Below are 16,916 nucleotides of genomic sequence, written 5' to 3' on the forward strand. Positions count from 1 at the left end.
ACCCGGACATTGTAGTAGGTCGCTAGCCAAGCGATCCCGTGGAGTACGAACTGCTCGGCTGGCCGCCCGACGGCCCCACGCTCCGACTCGATCACGAACGGTTCAGCTACGCCGGCAAGTTCGTCATGACGAACACGGGCAAGGCGGTGGCTCGAGCCCCCGACGGCCGGATCGTCGCAGCGGTGGCGTTCAACGAGGATCGCACCGACGCGGACACGCTGTGGCTGCGCTACGTGACCGTCGACCGAGCGCTGCGCGGGGAGGGGATCGGCCCCCGCCTCTGCGGGCTGGTCCGCGATCGCGCCGTCGAACGGGACTACGACCGGCTCCGGATCGCCGTCAACAACCCCTACGCCTACGAGGCGCTCTACCGGACCGGCTTTTCCTATACCGGCGAGACGACCGGCATCGCCGAACTGATCCTCGAGTATCGAACGCCGGCCGACGAACCGGCTGCGGACGACGCGGGACGGAACGACTCGGGATGGGACGACCGGGACCGGTACCAGGCCGGGCTCGAGGAGTTTCGCGACCGCGACCTCTCGGACGACGAGGAGGCGTTCCTGGACGCGCGGCGCGACAGCGGGCCGCCCGCTCCCGAGTCTCACGACGGATAATTGCCGCCCCGATCCTCACGCGAAGGTATCGACCACTGTCCCCGTGTCTGGACCGGACGTGTAGTAGTAACCGTCGGCTTCGGAAAGGGGTCCCCAATCCTGCCAGCTCCCCTCGTAGTTCCGGACGGTCTCCCACCCGAGTTGCTCCATGATGAACCAGCCGACGGAGCCGCGGACGCCGGTCGAGCAGTACGATATCGCCTCCGCAGTCGGATCGAGACCCGCCTCGTCCAGCCACAGCGTTTCGAGGTCCGCCGGCGAGCGAAGACGGTCTCCGTCGTCGATGAGATTCTGCGTGAACTCGATATTTATTGCGCCGGTTATGTGACCGCGTCGACCGACGTCGTCGTCGCCGCGCTCGCCGCGGTACTCCGCCGGCGACCGATTATCGACGAGTTGGACGTCCGCACCGTCCTCGTCGACGGTCGCAGCGACGCGGTCGCGAGTCGCGATCACGTCCATCTCGAGTTCGGGATCGTAGCTCGCGGTTGTGGCTTCGGGGAGTCCGGTTTCGGTTTCGCCGTCGGCGGCCGTCCAGGCCGAGAACCCGCCATCGAGCAAGGAGACGGTACCGTCGTGACCGATCGCACGAAGCGTGTAGATCGCGTAGGTTTCCCACAGATTCGACCCCGCACCGTAGACGACCACGTCAGCAGCGGGCGTTATGCCGGCGTTCGCGACGACGTCAGCGATCGCGTCCGGTGTGGCTTCGTATCCGTCCATCGTTTCCTCGTAGTGATTTTCCAGCATCGCCGTCTCCGGAAATCGACGTGCGCCGGCGATATGTCCCTCGGTAAACGCCGTCTTATCCCGAATATCGAGGAGTTCGACGTCGCTGAGGTGCTCCTCGAGCCACCTGCTATCGACGACTGCCTCGAACCCGTCGGCCGCCGGCGTCGCGTACAGGTCCGGATCCGTCTCGCCGTTCGCGCCGAGACAGCCTGCGATCGAGAGTCCGCCGGCGACTGCGCCAGCGCCCAGCAGAACCGTCCGTCGGTCGAGTCGGTGATTCGGATCCACGTGTCACTAGCCGAGTGGCTCTCGGTGTGCAAAAGCGTAGCGTCGCTCGTGGCCTGCTGCTCGAGGCCCGAAAGCCGTGAACGGAGGATTCACTCGCGCACTCGAGAAGGCAACGTTTCAAATCCCGGTCCGCCTAACTACATCTCAATGGGTAACGCAGCACTGCGGGACATCGCCGTCATCGAGGAGATCCCCTTCGACGACATCGACGGCGTCGTCGCCGTCGACGCGCACAACTGGCTCTACCGCTATCTGACGACGACGGTCAAGTGGACCGACAGCGCCAAATACACGACCGGCGACGGGACCGAAGTCGCGAACCTGATCGGGATCGTCCAGGGGCTCCCCAAGTTCTTCGAACACGACATCACGCCGGTGATGGTCTTCGACGGCGGCCCCTCCGAGCTGAAAGACGACGAGATCGAGTCCCGGCGCGAACAGCGCCGGAGCTACGAAGAGCAACTCGAGACGGCCCGCGAGGAGGGCGACGCGGTCGCTATCGCGCAACTCGAGTCGCGAACCCAGCGGCTGACGCCGACGATTCAGGAAACCAGCCGGGAACTGCTGCGACTGCTCGACGTGCCGATCGTCGAAGCGCCCGCGGAGGGGGAAGCCCAGGCCGCCCACATGGTCAAGCGGGGCGACGCCGACTACGTCGGCTCGGAGGACTACGACGCCCTGCTCTTTGGCTCCCCGCTCACCCTTCGCCAGCTGACGAGCAAGGGAGATCCCGAGCTGATGGATCTCGAGGCCACCCTCGACCACCACGAGCTGACCCTCGAGCAGCTGATCGACGCGGCGATCCTCATCGGGACGGACTTCAACGACGGCGTCTCCGGCATCGGTCCGAAGACGGCGATCTCGGCGATCACCGAACACGGCGACCTCTGGAGCGTCCTCGAGGCGCGGGGCGCTCACATCGAGTACGGCGACCGCGTCCGGCAGCTGTTCCGCGACCCGAACGTGAGCGACGACTACGAGTTCGACGCGGCCGTCGATCCGGACCTCGAGGCGGCCCGCGAGTTCGTCTGCGAGGAGTGGGCGGTCGACGACGACGAGGTCGCCCGCGGCTTCGAGCGGATCGAGGAGAGCGTCACGCAGACGGGGCTGGACCGCTGGACGTAACCGATCCCGGACGGCCAGAGCGAGGGGAGGGGCCGACGGGCTCTCGAACCGTCGTGTCTCGCTCCGACGGACGAGAGTCGGTTAGTTCCGGCGCACCCGCGACGTCGTGCGGGTGCACCGCGGACTGAGTTGCGGTAGAGCGTCTCACTCGTCCCGTAGCGCGCGTTCGCGAGACGGCGTCCCCTCTCCCGACGGGGACACCTCGACGCGGCCGTTTCCGTCGACCGACACGTCACGGCCCCTGTACCGAAACCGGATTCGAAGTTCGGCCGATCCCGAACCGACGAGCGAGTCCAGCGCTTCGAGATCGACCGCGTCGTAAAGCGGCGGCGTCAGTTCCATCGGAGACTCATCGAACGCGGTCGCGACCGCCGTGATGACGTCTTCGCTGGGCGGGCTCCCTCCGTCGGAAGGCTGGGATGCTAGTGGCATTGTCCGCCTCTAGTCCGAGGAGGGGTTAAAGGTCGTCGTGTATTGTACAATTTCCACCGGGCTGCCCGTTTACCGGCAACCGAGTCGAAAAACGGCCAGCCATCGACGAAACGAACGGAAACTCAGCCGTCGGTCGTATACTTCTCCCCGAAGTGGTCGAACGACCGCCTGGTCGCTTCGGTGATGACGCTCGTTTTCGTGATCTCGATGCCGAGTTCGTGCAACTCGTCGGCGACCGCTTCCGCGCGCTCTTGGGATCGGGAGACGAGTTCGATATGTAGATCGTCTTCATCGGTCAGCAACCGTCTCACGCTGATAACGTTCTCGAGGTCGCTGACCGCTGCGACGATCGCTTCGTCGTCGCTTTGAACCGACCCGACAAGGAGCATCCGCTGTTCGAACCCGGCGGTCTCGTAGTCGATTTCTGGTTCGTAGCCCGTGATAACCCCGTTGTCCTCGAGCTGCTTGATCCGCGCCGCGACGGTGCTCGCCGCGAGATCCACCCGCTCGCCGATCGATTCGGTCGTCGCGTTTCGCGCGTCGTCCTGGAGGACATGAAGGATCGCCATGTCGTCTCTGTCGAGGTCGGCCATCGGTGTCAGTACGAACACTATGGGGAACGTCTCATATAGACTCTTTCGGCGACGGAGAATCGGCGCGCCTCGTCGCCGGTATCCCTCCGAAGGCGCGCGAGTATGCCGGACGGCGGAAAGCCGTCGCGTTTCAGAACAGGTGCTTCTCTTCGTCGAGGAGTTTCGCGGGGCCGCCGACGTCCCAGGTGGTCGTTGAGACGCCGCAGTCGGAGACGGCTTGCTCGACCTCCTCGGCGTACTCGTCGGTGGTGTTGACGTAGACGCTGGCACCGGTGTCGGTCGAGAAGTAGACGGGAACGTCTTCCTCCTCGCGGAGTTCGCGCACTTTGTTGAAGACGGCGAGCGTGGCCGGCTGCCAGTAGACCCAGCCGGAAGGGCCGGTCATCGTGGTCGCCGCGAGCGACAGCGAGTCGTGTTCGGCGAGTTCGAACGCGCCCTCGAAGTCGTTGTTTCGCAGCGCGTCGCGCATCTCGGCGATCTGGCCGTGAATGTGGGCGTTGCGCGCCTGGAACATGTGACTGTCGGCGGCCTCGCGGTGGGCGTCCTCGGTCTCCTTGTGATAGGGGACGAGTCCGACGATGATCTTGAGGTTCTCGTGGAGATCCGACGGAATCCGCTTCGAGCGGCAGTCCTCATCGTTCATTCCGGTGTAGAGCTGGGAGAACGCGCCGGTGACCGCGCGCGCGGCCGACGCCGAGCCGACGCGGGCGATCGTCGAGATTTCCTGTTTGCTGGCGTCGAGTTCGGCGGCCTCTGCCAGCGCCATCGCCGCCGCCGCGAAGCCCGACGAGGACGACCCGAGCCCGACGTTCGAGGGGAAACTGTTCTCGCTCTCGAGGCGCACCGGATACACGGTGTGGGCGGCGTCGGAGCGCGAGCGGGCCTTCTCGACGACGGCCTCGACTCGTTCGTACGCGCGGCCGTCGAGTTCCTCGCCGTCGACGACGAAGGTGTCCTCCTCGTAGTCCATCGAGAACTCGACGGTCGTCCGGGTGTGGCTGGGGGCCGTACAGACGCTGATGCTGTCGTGATAGGGAAGCCGCTTGATGTCGTCGCGCATCCCGTGGTACTTGACCAGCCCCTGAATCGGGTGGGCCATCGCCGTGGCTTTCATACCCGGATAGGTGGCTGAAGGCCGCTTAAATCACACGGCATCCTATCGGCCTCGACTATTCGACCCTTCAGCGGCGTATTCGACGGTTCTGGCGGATATTCGCCGTGGCGCCGGACGGAGAATCCGATTCACGGCGTTCGATCCCGAGCATCGGCGTCCCGTCGCGACTTCTCGAGTTCGGGTTTCGTATCGGTTCCCGTCGCCGCCTCGAGCGCAGCGAGTCGCCGCTCGAGCGATGCGATCTCGTCCCGCAGAGCGATCCGTAACCGTTCGAGATCGGTCTCGAGGTCCGACGTGACCGCGTCGAAGGCGGTCGCGACCGTTCGCTCGAGGCGCTCGAGGTCGTCCGCGAGCGCGTCCAACTGGGCGGCATCGGCGTCGGTATCGGTGCCGGCGTCGGCGTCCGCGTCCGTAACGGTATCGTGTACGGCGGCGAGCTCCGAACGGAGCCCCCTCGTCTCGGATTCGAGTGCCGTCAGCCGGTCGTCGAATCCCTGCAAGCGACGAGCGAGGGAATCGAGCCGCGGCTCGAGGTCGTTCTCGATCGCGGCCCGCAGCTCCGCTTCGACCGCCGCGCGGTCGTCGACGTCCGCCCGCAGCGTCTCGAGGTCGTCCTCGATAGCCGCGACTCGGTCCGCACTGGCCGATCGTTCGAGGTCGAGCGCCCGACGGAGCGTCGCCGCGTTCGGTCCGTCGTCTGCCTCGAGTTCGGCGAGCAATACGTCGAGAAGGCCGGTGCTCCGCCCCTCTCCGGTCCGGTCGAACTGCGCACGAGTGTCATCATCCCCTGTCATGATCGAAATTCGACCCCGGTCGAACTCTCTTCATACTAGTGTTCCGGCGCATGATAATAATACCCCTTCAGTCGCTCTCCCGACGGATCCGATTGGCGCGCCCCCGCTCGCCACCGGTATCGACGACCATCGAAACCGAGAGCGTGGACGGATCACCGCGGCGCGGACGGACCGTCTCGAACCGAACGGCTCAAATGCGCGCTCTCGCAACGATTTCAGCATGGGAACCCCGCTCGAGACCCGCGCCGACCAGGCCGAGGCGATCGTCGACCGCCTCGAGGACGCCTACCCCGATTCGACGATTTCGCTGCGGTACTCGAACCGGCTCGAGTTGCTGATCGCGGTGATCCTCTCGGCACAGTGTACGGACGAGCGGGTGAACAAGGAGACGAAGCAGCTCTTCGAGACGTACGACGGCCCCGAAGACTACGCGAACGCTCCCCAGGAGGAGCTCGCGGAAGCCCTGAACTCGATCACGTACTACAACAGCAAGGCCGAGTACATCCGCGACTCCTGCGAGACGATCCTCGAGGAACACGACGGCGAGGTGCCGGACACGATGGACGAGCTGACCGAACTCTCGGGCGTCGGTCGGAAGACGGCGAACGTCGTCCTCCAGCACGGTCACGACATCGTGGAGGGGGTCGTCGTCGATACGCACGTCCAGCGACTCTCGCGACGGCTGGGACTCACCGAACGGGAGCGGCCCGAACGGATCGAGACCGACCTGATGGAGATCGTCCCCGAGGACGACTGGCAACAGTTCACCCACCTCTGTATCGATCACGGGCGGGCGACCTGTACGGCGCGCAACCCCGACTGTGCCGACTGCGTACTGGCGGATATCTGCCCCTCCGAGAAGGGCGACGGCGAGATCGACCTTGCCTCCGGAGAGTCCTGGTAATCGTCCGAGATGGCGATATAACCGACGTGCCGACTGTCGCAAGCCCAACTCCTTTTCAACGACCGGCGGTAGCCTCATCCGGGATCACTATGTCCGATAACTCAGACCAGCGTGACAACACCGGGAAGGATGAACACGGACGAGACGTCCAACTCGAGCACGAGAAAACGGACCCCGAGGAAGCGCGGGACGAAGAGGAACTCACCGAGGAAGAGAAGGAAGCTCGCGAGCGACAGGACGAAGAGCAACGTCGGCAGGACATCGAACACAAGTCCGACGATCGAGTCGACGACGCCCTCGAAAATACGAACCCCGATAACCACCGAGACGAGGAGCCGTTCAACAGCTGAGAGGGGCGAGGCGCTCCGGTTTCCGCCCGCTGCCAACCGCGGACGACCGCCGAGCCGACATCGCGTTTTTACCACGCCACCTGCCGAGTCCTCGAGTTACTCCTCGAGTCGGTCGTCCGGAACGGCCAGCGTCGGGAGCGTTCCGGCCTGAGAGACGGCGACCCGCGAGTCGACGGAGACCGTGCCGACCGCTCGGCCGTCGACGACGAGGGTGACGTCGCTCTCCTCGCGTTCGACCGTGAACGCGAGGTCGTCGTTCGGGAGTACCCACCGGCGGGTCTGCGTCACGAAGGGGCCGATCGGTGCGACCGCGGCCGCGTCGACGCCCGCCGAGAGGGACGGCGCGTCGACCGCGCTCGCGTAGCCGTGGCTCCCCGCCGGCGTCGCCGCGACGACCCCGTCAGCGCGAAAGGTCGCGACAGACGCGTCCCGGCTTCGGACGCCGTACTCGGAGATCCGGGCCGGTTCGTCGGTGACCAGCGTCACGTCGAACAGCGCTCGCTCGCCTCCGTCGATGTCGTTCCGATCGGTCCCCGACTCCGTTCGATCGGTCTCCGGTTCGGTGTCTGATTCCGTCTCGAGTCTCGACTCGAGGGTAACGCCGAAGACGGGCCGAGAGCGCTGGACGGCGCGTCCCTCGAGCGTCGCCGCGACCGCGTCGGGAAGGCGATCGCGGTCGACGGATTCCATTCCTGTGACGGGGCCCACCGGGAGAACGGGCGTTTCGACGCCGGCGCGAGCGACCGCCGACAACGCCGCGTCGCCGACCGTCACGAGCACCGACGGCTCCGCCGCGAGAACGGCGTCGAGACCGTCGGTGACGATCGTCCCGTCCGTATCGGCGAGCACCGACTCGAGCTCTTCGACGGTCTCGATGGCATCGCTCGAATCCGCTTTGCGGTCGACGACGCCGACGACGGGCGAATCGCCCGCGCTCCACGCGGCATCCATGACCGGCAGTTCACGCGGCCCGCTCAAAAGCGTACGGTTGTCGGTCGCCGACCGCGCGCCGGCGGTCGATTGCAGTCGGCGGCGATGGTCACATCACAGCGAAAAGCGTTCGCGGGACGATGGCACAGTCCGCGGTCCTCGCTCGCGGTGTTCGCTGACCGTTCGCATCCCTCTGGTCCTCGCTCACTGAGCGAGAACCGCGCTCCCTCGTACGATCGGGCGTGCGCTGCCCGTCAATCGCTCCCGGACTCGCCGTACGGCCAGTCGCCGGTGATTCGCATCCCTTCGGCGAGGTCCTGCGATTCGAGGTCGGCCGCGATCGCGTCGGGATCCCGGTGGCCGATCGTCACGTCCTCTCGGGCGAGCGCGACGACGTACGCGGTCAGGAGGATCGCCTGTTCGGACAGGGTTCGGGGCTCGAGTTTCTCGATCGTATCGGCGAAGGTGTGGCCCCAGCCCCGCCCAGCTCCGTCGGATAGCGATTTGACGTGACAGCCGGGGACGCCCCACTTGACGAACGACCAGTGATCGCTGTGGGGACCGAGTTTCGGTACGGTGCCGATCGGATGGTCGTACCGGTCCGCGACCTCGTTCGCCGCGTCCCGGAGCGCGTCGAATCCGTGGGTGACGATCGAGAGCGTCCGATCGCGGACGACGCCGTCGTTGTTGACCACCGCTTTGATCGACTCGCGATCGATCCGCTCGGCGGCCCGCGTCGAGCCGACCAGTCCGACCTCCTCGGCGCCGAAGGCGACGAACTCGACGCGGGTCTCGAGGTCCCCCTCGCGATCCGCGAGGGCGTTCGCGATCTCGACGATCATCGCGGTTCCCGCCCCGTTGTCCATCGCTCCCTCGGCGATGTCGTGGGCGTCGACGTGACTCGTCACGAGAACGCGCTCGTCGGTGTCGGGACCGAGTTCGGCGCGGACGTTCTGGCTTTCCGCGGGGTGGATATCGGCTTCGACGGAGAGCGTGATCGACTCGCCGTCGAACCGGCGGGCCAGCCGCGACCCGACCTCGCTCGAGACGCCGACGGCCGGGATCTCGCCGACGGGATCCTCGTCCGTTCCGACGCTACCGGTCGGGGGGAGACAGCCCTCGACGTGATTCCGGTAGACGAACCCCACCGCGCCGTTCTCGACGGCGTGATAGTACTTCTCCCGGCGGTGGAGGTGCCGGTCGTAGTAGTCGGGCACGTCGCTGCGGACCATGACGACGGCGTCCTCGACGTCGCTCTCCTCGAAGTCCGCGGGGAGGCCGTAGCCGAGATCGATCAGCGGCGCGACGACGCGGTCGGACGGACTGCGCGGCAGCGCGATACAGTCCTGCGTGGTGTCGCCGACCGTGATCGCGCTGTCGCCCCGGGTCCAGCCCTGAATCTCGAACGACTCGAGTCGGGCGTCTCGCGCGCCGACGTCGGCGAGCGCGTCCCGCGTCAGCTCGGCGGCTTCGCGTTCGCCCTCGCTGCCGGCCATGCGATTCCCCACGTCGACGAGGGCCTCGAGGTGGTCCCAGCCGATGTCGCTCTCGAAGACGGAGCCGATCCAGGCGGTCATGACTGGACCGTGGACCGATGGACTGGTAACTGTACCGCTCGGTCGCGACGGACACCGAGAACTGTCCGACGGGTTGTAACCGTTGGTGACACGACAAACTACGAATCTTTTTCACGCCGCTCCCTCTCGGACTCGATATGCGGGAGACGCTAGCCGACTGGCGGCCGGCCATCGACGAAGCGATCGCCGACCTGGTTCCGCGCGAGGTCGACGCCGACTACCTCGAGTCGTTCTTCGGGTCCCCGACGTACGAGTACGATCCCCACGGCATCCAGCGCGCGCTGGCGACGCCGCTGTGGGATCTGCTCGACCGCGGCGGCAAACGGTGGCGCGCGATACTCTTCCTCGTCTTCGTCGAGGGGTTCGGCGAGGACCCGGCAGCGTATCTGCCCTACGCCTGCATTCCGGAGATACTGCACAACGGGACGATCATCGTCGACGACGTCGAGGACGGTGCCACGATTCGGCGCGGCGAACGCGCGCTCCACCGCCTCTACGGCCGCGATATCGCCCTCAATGCCGGCAACGCGATGTACTTCCTGCCGTTGAAGGTCATCAGCCGGAATCCGGCCGACCTCCCGGCCGCTCGGCGCCTGGCCGCCTACGAGATGCTGATGGACGAACTCAACCGTACCCACCTCGGTCAGGGGATGGACATCTGCTGGCACAACGAACGCGACGTCCGGATCAACACGGCGCAGTATCTGGAGATGTGCGCGTGCAAGACGGGCTGTCTCGGCCGGATCGTGGCTCGCCTCGCCGCGATCATCACCGACCAGCCCGACGACGTCGAGGAAGCGATCGCCGAGTACGCCGAACTGACCGCGGTCGCCTTCCAGATCGGCGACGACATCCTCGACGTCGAAAACTCGCTGGGCCGGGCCGGCGAGTTCGGCAAGGAGTTCGGCAACGACATCCGCGAGGGGAAGAAGACCCTCATGGTCATCCACGCCATCGAGGCGAGCGACGCGGAACGGGCCCGCCGGCTGCAGTCGATCCTCGAGGCCGACGAAAATACCGACGAGCAGATCAGAGAGGCCCTGGAAATCCTCGAGGCCGCCGGCAGTATCGAGTACGCCCGCGAGCGCGCGCTCGAGCTGGCCGCCGATGCGCGCGCGGCGATCGACGGCGTGGACTTCGACGCGGAGACGACCCGGAAGCTCGAGGAGTTCACGGAGTTCGTCATCGAGCGCGACGAGTAATCGTCCTCGCGGGGCTCGAGCGGTTCGGTCGCGAGGCGGCGACGGATGAGAATTCGACCGCTCCATTCGAAATTCGAGACAGTCACGAACGGTGAACAGTAGGGCCAGATACTACAGTCTCGAGGTGGAACCCCGGGTATGGCCGACCACTCGAGGCGGACCGAGACCGATCGCACGGACGCCACGAAGCCGTGGCCGATCCTCGTGGCCCTCGGACTCGTCGGCTCGGAGGTCGGCATCGTCGTCGATCTCGTCCCGATCGCCGTCGGCGGACTCGTCGTCTTCGCCGCGAGCGTCGCCGGCATCCTCGCGGACGCCGACTACGTGGACCGGCCGCTCGCGTTCGCGGCCAAGTTCGGCGCGGCGTTCGTCGTCGGCGGCGCGTTACTGGCCGCCCACGGCACCGGAACCCTGTCGATCGCCCCCCTCGAGCCACTCACTGGACTGGCGAGTCGCGGCGCGGCGCTCGTCACCGCCGGTCTGGTGACGATCATCGGGGCCGGCCTCGTGCGATCCCGCCGAACCCAGAGCAACGAGAGCCGCGGAATCGAAACGTGAATCGAACCGGTCTCCGAACGAATCGCGCAAGACGCCCCGAACCTGATACCTCACTATGAGCCGACGTGCCTTCGACGCGGAAGTGGCGCTCGACCTCGCAGTCAACACGGTCCCCTTCCTGATCATGGCGTTTTTCGTCGCGGTCTTCGCGGTGTTCAACCCGTGGGGGTTCGATCCACTCCAGTCGACGATCCAATTTTCGATCCTGGTGGTGACGATGGTGTCGCTCGCGATCGTGACCTACATCGCGGCTCGAGCGATTGAAACCGACGACCGGACGCGACACGACACGTCCGAGACGTAAGGATGCGACACAGCACGTTCGAGCTGTGAGGACGCGAACACGACACGTCCGAGACGAGATGTCGGCCGAGAGCGCCGCTGGTCGAGTCAGTTGATGATGAGGACGAATCCGGTCACCGCCATCAGCAGCGTGATCCCGACCAGCAAGAGCAAGAACAGTTCCTTTTCGGAGGGGCGGCGCTGCGATGCCGGTCGGTCGGAATCGGTGTTATCGGGGCTCATGGACGACCACTATCGGCGAGATACGCGGCAGAGAGGGAAGAGCGTTTCCCAGCGATTCGGAATCGCCGGTCGAGAACGCAAGCGGAGCGGCCGATCGCAGAGCTAGCATGTGGCCGAGGGGAGACTACCTGTCGAACAGTCGTACTACGATGAGGGCGTCCTCGACTTGCGCTCGATCCGCTCCGCGGCGCGCGGGTCGACGCAGTTCGAACAACGAGCGGGACCTGCGATCCGAGCAAACAGTCTCTCACCGCAGTCAGGACAGCTTCCATCAGGATACCGAACCATACACCTAGAAGACAAGAACGGGACCATAGGTTTTGCGGCTATCCCGGTCCGGGAGGAAACGACGGGAATGCGCGTATTGTGTCCTCGTCGGGAATCATTCACTCATTCTTATGGGATGCGATACCATCACGGGACGTGCATCGCTCGTCAGAACGCGTATTCGATCGGGAACCCGGGATCGCCACAGCACAAAGCCCTCCATCCGGGACGGCGTAGCGGGAGTCGTGATCGACGATCGAACGATCGGCGGCCGAGGTGCCGTCGCCGGCCTCGGCCTCGCGCTGATCGCCGCGACCGCCGCATTCGGTGCACTGCTCGGTGCGACCCTGCCTGTCTACACCGGGCTCGAGGAGATCACCGTCGTTACACTCGCGGTGCCAGTTTCGCCGCTCACGCTGGCCGTCTACGGTGCCGTCGCCGTCGGCACCCTATTGGTCTCACTCGGCGCCGTCGTCAGCGTCCTCTCTCGGTTCGACGACGGCTCGTCGTAGCGCTTCCACGACGGGCGGTCGTCGGGCCAGCCTACCTCGTAGGAACGGTCGTCAGGCCAGCCCGATGTTCTCGCTGTACGCGCCGTACTGGTCCTCGAAGACCGCCATGATCTCGCCCATCGTCGCGTAGGCTTTCACGGCGTCGACGATGTACGGCATCGCGTTCTCGCCGCGTTCGCTGGCCTCGCGGAGCGCGTCGAGCGCGTCCGTCACCGCCTCGTCGTCCCGATCCGATTTCACCTCCTCGAGGCGGCCGAGCTGGCGTTCGGCCGTGGTCTCGTCGATCTGGAGGATATCGGGGCTGGTGTCCTCCTCGAGCGTGTACTCGTTGACGCCGACGACGACCTCCTCGCCGCGCTCGACGCGCTCCTGGTACTCGTAGGAGGCGTCCTGAATCTCCCGGAGGAAGTAGCCGTCCTCGATCCCCGTGAGAATGCCGTCGCGGACCGAGCCGTCACCAATCTCCCGGATCTCCTCGATGTAGCGCATCGTCCGCTCCTCGATCTCGTTCGTGAGCGTCTCGACGGCGAAGGAGCCGCCCATCGGGTCGACGATGTCCGCCGCGCCGGACTCCTCGGCGATGATCTGCTGGGTTCGCAGCGCGACGCGGACCGCATCCTCGCCGGGCAGGGCGAGCGCCTCGTCGAAGCTGTTGGTGTGCAACGACTGGGTGCCGCCGAGGACGCCGGCCAGCGCCTGCATCGTCACCCGAGCGACGTTGTTCAGCGGCTGCTGGGCCGTCAGCGATTGGCCCGCCGTCTGGGTGTGGAACTTGAGCCGCTTGGACTCGTCGGCCTCGGCATCGTACCACTCGTCCATCACCCGCGCGTAGATCCGGCGGGCCGCCCGGAACTTCGCGATCTCCTCGAAGAAGGAGTTGTGACAGTTGAAGAAAAAGGAGAGCCGCGGCGCGAACTCGTCGACGTCGAGTCCGCGCTCGATCGCGTCCTCGGCGTAGCCGAAGCCGTCCGCGAGGGTGAAGGCGAGTTCCTGGACCGCCGTCGAGCCCGCCTCGCGAATGTGATAACCCGAGACCGAAATCGGATGGAACTTCGGGGTCTCCCGCGTGCTGAACTCGAGGGCGTCCGTCACGAGATCGAGCGACGGTTCCGGCGGGATCACCCACTCCTTCTGGGCGATGAACTCCTTGAACATGTCGTTCTGGAGGGTTCCGCGGAGTCGCTCGCGGGGAACGCCTCGCCGATCCGCCAGCGCGACGTACATCGCGTAGATCACCGGCGCGGAGGGGTTGATCGTAAAGGAGGTCGAGATCTCCGCGAGGTCGATCCCGTCGAAGAGGATCTCCATGTCCCGGAGCGTGTCGACGGCGACCCCCTCCCGACCGATCTCGCCCTCGCTCATGGGGTCGTCCGAGTCGAGTCCCATCAGCGACGGCATGTCGAACGCCACCGAGAGACCGGTCTGCCCCTCGTCGATCAGGTAGTGAAAGCGCTCGTTGGTCTCCTCGGCGGTGCCGAAGCCGGCGAACTGGCGCATCGTCCACGTCCGCCCGCGGTACATCGTCGGGTACGGTCCCCGAGTGTAGGGTTCCTCGCCCGGGAACCCCAGATCCTCGAGATAGTCGAGTTCCGAGACGTCCTCGGGGGTGTAGAGCCGATCGACATCGTGGTTCGAAACCGTCGCGAACCGGTCCTTTCGTTCGCCGTGGCGCTCGAGGACCGGATCGAGCGACTCGTTCTCCCACCGCCGGCCCTCCTCGCGAATCTCCTCGAGATCCTCGTCGTCGTACATGGTCGTAATATTTGCCGACGATGCAATGAAGGTTCGGGGAGGACGGATCGAAATGAAAACCGGTCGGTGGGAGAACCCGATCCGCGGGAGGGACGACCAGTGTTCGAGGTCGAGACGAGTCGATTTGACGGGAGAAGGGGGCGGTCGTCGGACAATCACCGACTCCGACCGGCGGCGTCCGACGAGTGTAAGACACCGTCACGAGCGGCGGCTACCGACGGCGTTACTCCGTCTCCCTGCCGTCACCGCCGTCGGACTGGAGTCGCTTCGTCGTCTGCACCAGCGGATGGCGGGCGTAGTCGACGACGTCGATGTCGTCGATCCGCTCGAGACCCTCCTTTTCGGCCGTACGTGCCATCCCCAGATCGATTTCGTGGTCCACGACGATGACGTAGGCGTCCATCTCGTCGATCCCCAGCCGGTCGGCCGCGAGCACGCGGTGGTGGCCGTCCGCCAGCAGGAGGGTGCCGCCGTTGTCGATGACGACCAGCGGCTCGGCGAGTCCCCGCTCGAGTTCGTAGCGTCGCCCCTCGAGTTCGTCGGCGTAGACCCGTCCCTGCGTGGGCGTCAGGTCCGAGAGCGGAACGGTCCGGCGCTGCTCCGTCAGGTCGATCTCGTGGATCTGCTCGAGGGTTCGCATCAGCTTGCCGACCTTCTCGGGGGTCGCGCGCTCGATCTGACTGCGGATGACGTCCGCGTTGGAGATGATCCCCACCAAATTGCCCGCGTCGTCCACGACGGGGAGTTTCTGGATGCCAGAGCGGAGGATGACTCGAGCGGCGTCGTTTACCTTCATCTCGGGGTGGGCGACCAGGAGATCGGTCGCCATGACCTTGAAGATCAAATCGTCGTCCTCGGCCAGCAGCAGGTCGCGGGCGCTGACGAACCCCTCGACGCGCCGCCGCTCGCAGACCGGAAAGCCGCTGTGCTCCTCGCTCTCGGCGATCCGGGTCGCGACGTCACGGACGGTCTCGTCCGGCGATACCGTCGCCACGTCGCGCGTCATATACTCCTTGACCTGGGGTTTCGTCCGGTCCGATACGACGTCCATACACGGGGACACGGGAGCGGCGCGCAAAAGTACTGTTACTGACGCTGCCAACCGATCTTCTACTCTCGGCTCTCGACACCGCTCACGCCGACTCGCCGTCTTCCGGCTCGCCGCGCTGGGTGAACAACCACTCGCTGGTCTGCGTGTACGCGCCCACCGGGACTCCGGGTCGCGTCCGAATCGCCTCGAAGAACCGGTTCGTGATTACTTCCTCGACCACGCTAACGATCGATTCGACCTCCACTTCGTGGTCGGCGCTGCCCAGAATCCCGATCTCGAGTTGCGCGCCGGCCATGTCCGCGTGGCCGCCGGCGCTGCCGATCCGATCGAACCCGTCCCGGAGCGTCTCGCCGAGGTCGACATCGCTGGCTCGCGAGCGGGCCGACAGGAACACCATCTCGTCGTCGAACCCGAACACGAGCGTTGTCTCGACGCCCTCCATCGCGAGCAACTGATCGGCCGCCTGGGGCAACGCGTCCCGATCCCCGATCCGGCCGACGCTGGCGACGGCCACCGAATCTCGCTGAACGCGGTTCTTGATCGCCCGCGCGATCGTCTCGAGGGTCTCGCCCTCGAGCGAGGGCTGTTCGATCTGGCGCAAAATCGACGTATCGACGTGGGGAGACAGGGTGGAGGCGGCCCTGAAGTCGGCGGGCGAGACTTCTCGCGTGAAATCGTTCGTGTCGACCCGAATGCCGTACAACAGCGCCGTGGCCGTCGAGGGGTCGAACGCGAGATCGAAGCGATCGAGGTACTCCGTCAGGACGGAACTGGTCGCACCCGCACCCTCCCGGAGGTCGACGAACTCGCCGGGAACCGGCCCGCGCGGCGGATGGTGGTCGATGACGATATCGACGTGAAGGTCCGCCGGAAGCTGATCGTTGACGCCGGGGCGAGAGTGATCGACCAGCGCGAACGCCGAGTACTCCGCGAGCGAGTCGTCGGGAGCCATGTTTCGCAGCTCCAGGTCGAGCAGGTTGACCATGGCCCGGTTCTCCTGGTGGGAGATATCGCCGAAGTAGCAGGCGTCGGCGGCGACGCCGACGGACTCGGCGACGTCGACGAGCGCGACCGCGCTCGCGATCGCGTCCGGGTCCGGATTGTCGTGGGCGACGACGGCCAGCCGACCGTCGATCCGCCCCAGCCGCTCCCGGAGTTCGATCGCCGCTTCGGCGGACGGGCTCGCCGTCCCGTCGACCGCGCGGTCGGCCATCGCGTCCGTCGGGTCGACGATCCGATCCGCGAGTTCTGCGAATCGGTCGCGGTCGGCGGCCGTCGCGTTCCCGCCCAGATAGGCCACGATCACGGCGTCGGGAAACCGCTCGCGCGCGGCCTCGAGCGCGGCCCGATTGACGTCGGTTCGGTCGCTCGCGACGAAGATCACGTCCGGCGCGTCGACGTTCGCGATGGTGTCGGGATCGGCCGGTTCCGCGCTCCGAGCCGGCACGCTCTCGTCGCGCAAGGTCTCGACGACGCTCTCGTCGTCGGTGATGACGAGTAGCCGGCCGTCGCGCTCGGCGACCCGCTCGGTCACCTGACGGCAGACGGTTCCGCAACCGAGCACGAGCCGAAAAACCATTTGTCGCGGCTTGC

At 66.0% G+C, this 16,916-nt stretch carries 19 protein-coding genes; 8 read left to right on the plus strand and 11 right to left on the minus strand.

All coding sequences use genetic code 11. The features are described 5' to 3' along the window. Window positions 1-38 precede the first annotated feature (38 nt). Window positions 39-617, plus strand: a complete 579-nt coding sequence (locus AC0QDI_RS07615; protein WP_474666803.1) for a GNAT family N-acetyltransferase — start codon at window positions 39-41, stop codon at window positions 615-617. A gap of 15 nt (window positions 618-632) precedes the next feature. Here the strand turns inward: AC0QDI_RS07615 and AC0QDI_RS07620 are convergent, their stop codons facing one another. Beyond that, a complete protein-coding gene (locus AC0QDI_RS07620; protein ID WP_474666805.1) occupies window positions 633-1,637 on the minus strand; it encodes a sulfurtransferase in 1,005 nt (334 codons plus the stop codon). A 147-nt stretch (window positions 1,638-1,784) separates the two neighbouring features. Between AC0QDI_RS07620 and fen the strand changes: the two genes are divergently transcribed. Beyond that, window positions 1,785-2,762 (plus strand): flap endonuclease-1, encoded by a 978-nt coding sequence (fen, locus tag AC0QDI_RS07625; protein WP_474666807.1) that lies wholly within the window; start codon window positions 1,785-1,787, stop codon window positions 2,760-2,762. 144 nt (window positions 2,763-2,906) lie between these two features. Here fen and AC0QDI_RS07630 read toward each other — a convergent pair whose 3' ends face one another. The 4 genes from AC0QDI_RS07630 to AC0QDI_RS07645 form a co-directional block, all read right to left on the minus strand. After that, entirely contained in the window at window positions 2,907-3,194 is a 288-nt protein-coding gene (locus AC0QDI_RS07630) for a HalOD1 output domain-containing protein (protein WP_474666809.1), read from the minus strand. Between the two features lie 122 nt (window positions 3,195-3,316). After that, window positions 3,317-3,787 carry an Lrp/AsnC family transcriptional regulator gene (locus tag AC0QDI_RS07635; RefSeq protein WP_474666811.1) on the minus strand — a complete coding sequence of 157 codons (471 nt, stop codon included), beginning with the start codon at window positions 3,785-3,787 and terminating at the stop codon, window positions 3,317-3,319. 130 nt (window positions 3,788-3,917) lie between these two features. Next, window positions 3,918-4,901 carry a phosphomevalonate decarboxylase MvaD gene (gene mvaD, locus AC0QDI_RS07640; protein WP_474666813.1) on the minus strand — a complete coding sequence of 328 codons (984 nt, stop codon included), beginning with the start codon at window positions 4,899-4,901 and terminating at the stop codon, window positions 3,918-3,920. A gap of 128 nt (window positions 4,902-5,029) precedes the next feature. Beyond that, window positions 5,030-5,695, minus strand: coding sequence for a hypothetical protein (locus AC0QDI_RS07645; protein ID WP_474666815.1), 666 nt, complete (start codon window positions 5,693-5,695; stop codon window positions 5,030-5,032). A 220-nt stretch (window positions 5,696-5,915) separates the two neighbouring features. Between AC0QDI_RS07645 and nth the strand changes: the two genes are divergently transcribed. Continuing rightward, entirely contained in the window at window positions 5,916-6,599 is a 684-nt protein-coding gene (gene nth / locus AC0QDI_RS07650) for an endonuclease III (RefSeq protein WP_474666817.1), read from the plus strand. 89 nt (window positions 6,600-6,688) lie between these two features. Next, entirely contained in the window at window positions 6,689-6,949 is a 261-nt protein-coding gene (locus tag AC0QDI_RS07655) for a hypothetical protein (protein ID WP_474666819.1), read from the plus strand. A 96-nt stretch (window positions 6,950-7,045) separates the two neighbouring features. Here the strand turns inward: AC0QDI_RS07655 and AC0QDI_RS07660 are convergent, their stop codons facing one another. Then, window positions 7,046-7,900, minus strand: a complete 855-nt coding sequence (locus tag AC0QDI_RS07660; RefSeq protein WP_474666821.1) for an NAD(+)/NADH kinase — start codon at window positions 7,898-7,900, stop codon at window positions 7,046-7,048. Window positions 7,901-8,133: 233 nt separating this feature from the next. Further along, window positions 8,134-9,456, minus strand: a complete 1,323-nt coding sequence (locus tag AC0QDI_RS07665; protein ID WP_474666823.1) for a M28 family peptidase — start codon at window positions 9,454-9,456, stop codon at window positions 8,134-8,136. 137 nt (window positions 9,457-9,593) lie between these two features. Here AC0QDI_RS07665 and AC0QDI_RS07670 point away from each other — a divergent pair, with 137 nt between their 5' ends. From AC0QDI_RS07670 to AC0QDI_RS07680, 3 genes are all read left to right on the plus strand, one after another. Next, on the plus strand, window positions 9,594-10,658 hold the full coding sequence (locus AC0QDI_RS07670; RefSeq protein ID WP_474666825.1) for a polyprenyl synthetase family protein: 1,065 nt from the start codon (window positions 9,594-9,596) through the stop codon (window positions 10,656-10,658). A 138-nt stretch (window positions 10,659-10,796) separates the two neighbouring features. Then, window positions 10,797-11,216, plus strand: a complete 420-nt coding sequence (locus AC0QDI_RS07675; RefSeq protein ID WP_474666827.1) for a DUF7541 family protein — start codon at window positions 10,797-10,799, stop codon at window positions 11,214-11,216. A gap of 55 nt (window positions 11,217-11,271) precedes the next feature. Then, the gene (locus AC0QDI_RS07680; protein WP_474666829.1) at window positions 11,272-11,520 is read left to right on the plus strand and encodes a DUF6684 family protein; all 249 of its coding nucleotides are present in this window, start codon (window positions 11,272-11,274) and stop codon (window positions 11,518-11,520) included. Between the two features lie 86 nt (window positions 11,521-11,606). On the opposite strand, the gene AC0QDI_RS07685 is transcribed toward AC0QDI_RS07680, so the two are convergent. After that, the gene (locus AC0QDI_RS07685) at window positions 11,607-11,741 is read right to left on the minus strand and encodes a hypothetical protein (protein WP_474666831.1); all 135 of its coding nucleotides are present in this window, start codon (window positions 11,739-11,741) and stop codon (window positions 11,607-11,609) included. Between the two features lie 512 nt (window positions 11,742-12,253). On the opposite strand from AC0QDI_RS07685, the gene AC0QDI_RS07690 reads away from it, so the two are divergent. Next, window positions 12,254-12,520, plus strand: coding sequence for a DUF7520 family protein (locus AC0QDI_RS07690; RefSeq protein ID WP_474666833.1), 267 nt, complete (start codon window positions 12,254-12,256; stop codon window positions 12,518-12,520). A gap of 51 nt (window positions 12,521-12,571) precedes the next feature. On the opposite strand, the gene AC0QDI_RS07695 is transcribed toward AC0QDI_RS07690, so the two are convergent. The 3 genes from AC0QDI_RS07695 to AC0QDI_RS07705 form a co-directional block, all read right to left on the minus strand. Further along, window positions 12,572-14,272, minus strand: coding sequence for a methylmalonyl-CoA mutase family protein (locus AC0QDI_RS07695; protein ID WP_474666835.1), 1,701 nt, complete (start codon window positions 14,270-14,272; stop codon window positions 12,572-12,574). A gap of 223 nt (window positions 14,273-14,495) precedes the next feature. Further along, window positions 14,496-15,323, minus strand: coding sequence for a CBS domain-containing protein (locus tag AC0QDI_RS07700; protein ID WP_474666837.1), 828 nt, complete (start codon window positions 15,321-15,323; stop codon window positions 14,496-14,498). 82 nt (window positions 15,324-15,405) lie between these two features. Continuing rightward, on the minus strand, window positions 15,406-16,902 hold the full coding sequence (locus AC0QDI_RS07705) for a DHH family phosphoesterase (protein ID WP_474666839.1): 1,497 nt from the start codon (window positions 16,900-16,902) through the stop codon (window positions 15,406-15,408). Window positions 16,903-16,916 lie beyond the last annotated feature (14 nt).

It is taken from the genome of Natrinema sp. LJW11, assembly GCF_056135975.1.

Excerpts from the sequence above, each read along its gene's own strand:
- fen (WP_474666807.1), top strand. The coding sequence starts at position 1,785 with ATGGGTAACGCAGCACTGCGGGACATCGCCGTCATCGAGGAGATCCCC.
- AC0QDI_RS07630 (WP_474666809.1), bottom strand. The coding sequence starts at position 3,194 with ATGCCACTAGCATCCCAGCCTTCCGACGGAGGGAGCCCGCCCAGCGAA.
- AC0QDI_RS07635 (WP_474666811.1), bottom strand. The coding sequence starts at position 3,787 with ATGGCCGACCTCGACAGAGACGACATGGCGATCCTTCATGTCCTCCAG.
- mvaD (WP_474666813.1), bottom strand. The coding sequence starts at position 4,901 with ATGAAAGCCACGGCGATGGCCCACCCGATTCAGGGGCTGGTCAAGTAC.
- AC0QDI_RS07645 (WP_474666815.1), bottom strand. The coding sequence starts at position 5,695 with ATGACAGGGGATGATGACACTCGTGCGCAGTTCGACCGGACCGGAGAG.
- nth (WP_474666817.1), top strand. The coding sequence starts at position 5,916 with ATGGGAACCCCGCTCGAGACCCGCGCCGACCAGGCCGAGGCGATCGTC.
- AC0QDI_RS07655 (WP_474666819.1), top strand. The coding sequence starts at position 6,689 with ATGTCCGATAACTCAGACCAGCGTGACAACACCGGGAAGGATGAACAC.
- AC0QDI_RS07660 (WP_474666821.1), bottom strand. The coding sequence starts at position 7,900 with ATGGATGCCGCGTGGAGCGCGGGCGATTCGCCCGTCGTCGGCGTCGTC.
- AC0QDI_RS07665 (WP_474666823.1), bottom strand. The coding sequence starts at position 9,456 with ATGACCGCCTGGATCGGCTCCGTCTTCGAGAGCGACATCGGCTGGGAC.
- AC0QDI_RS07670 (WP_474666825.1), top strand. The coding sequence starts at position 9,594 with ATGCGGGAGACGCTAGCCGACTGGCGGCCGGCCATCGACGAAGCGATC.
- AC0QDI_RS07675 (WP_474666827.1), top strand. The coding sequence starts at position 10,797 with ATGGCCGACCACTCGAGGCGGACCGAGACCGATCGCACGGACGCCACG.
- AC0QDI_RS07680 (WP_474666829.1), top strand. The coding sequence starts at position 11,272 with ATGAGCCGACGTGCCTTCGACGCGGAAGTGGCGCTCGACCTCGCAGTC.
- AC0QDI_RS07685 (WP_474666831.1), bottom strand. The coding sequence starts at position 11,741 with ATGAGCCCCGATAACACCGATTCCGACCGACCGGCATCGCAGCGCCGC.
- AC0QDI_RS07695 (WP_474666835.1), bottom strand. The coding sequence starts at position 14,272 with ATGTACGACGACGAGGATCTCGAGGAGATTCGCGAGGAGGGCCGGCGG.
- AC0QDI_RS07700 (WP_474666837.1), bottom strand. The coding sequence starts at position 15,323 with ATGGACGTCGTATCGGACCGGACGAAACCCCAGGTCAAGGAGTATATG.
- AC0QDI_RS07705 (WP_474666839.1), bottom strand. The coding sequence starts at position 16,902 with ATGGTTTTTCGGCTCGTGCTCGGTTGCGGAACCGTCTGCCGTCAGGTG.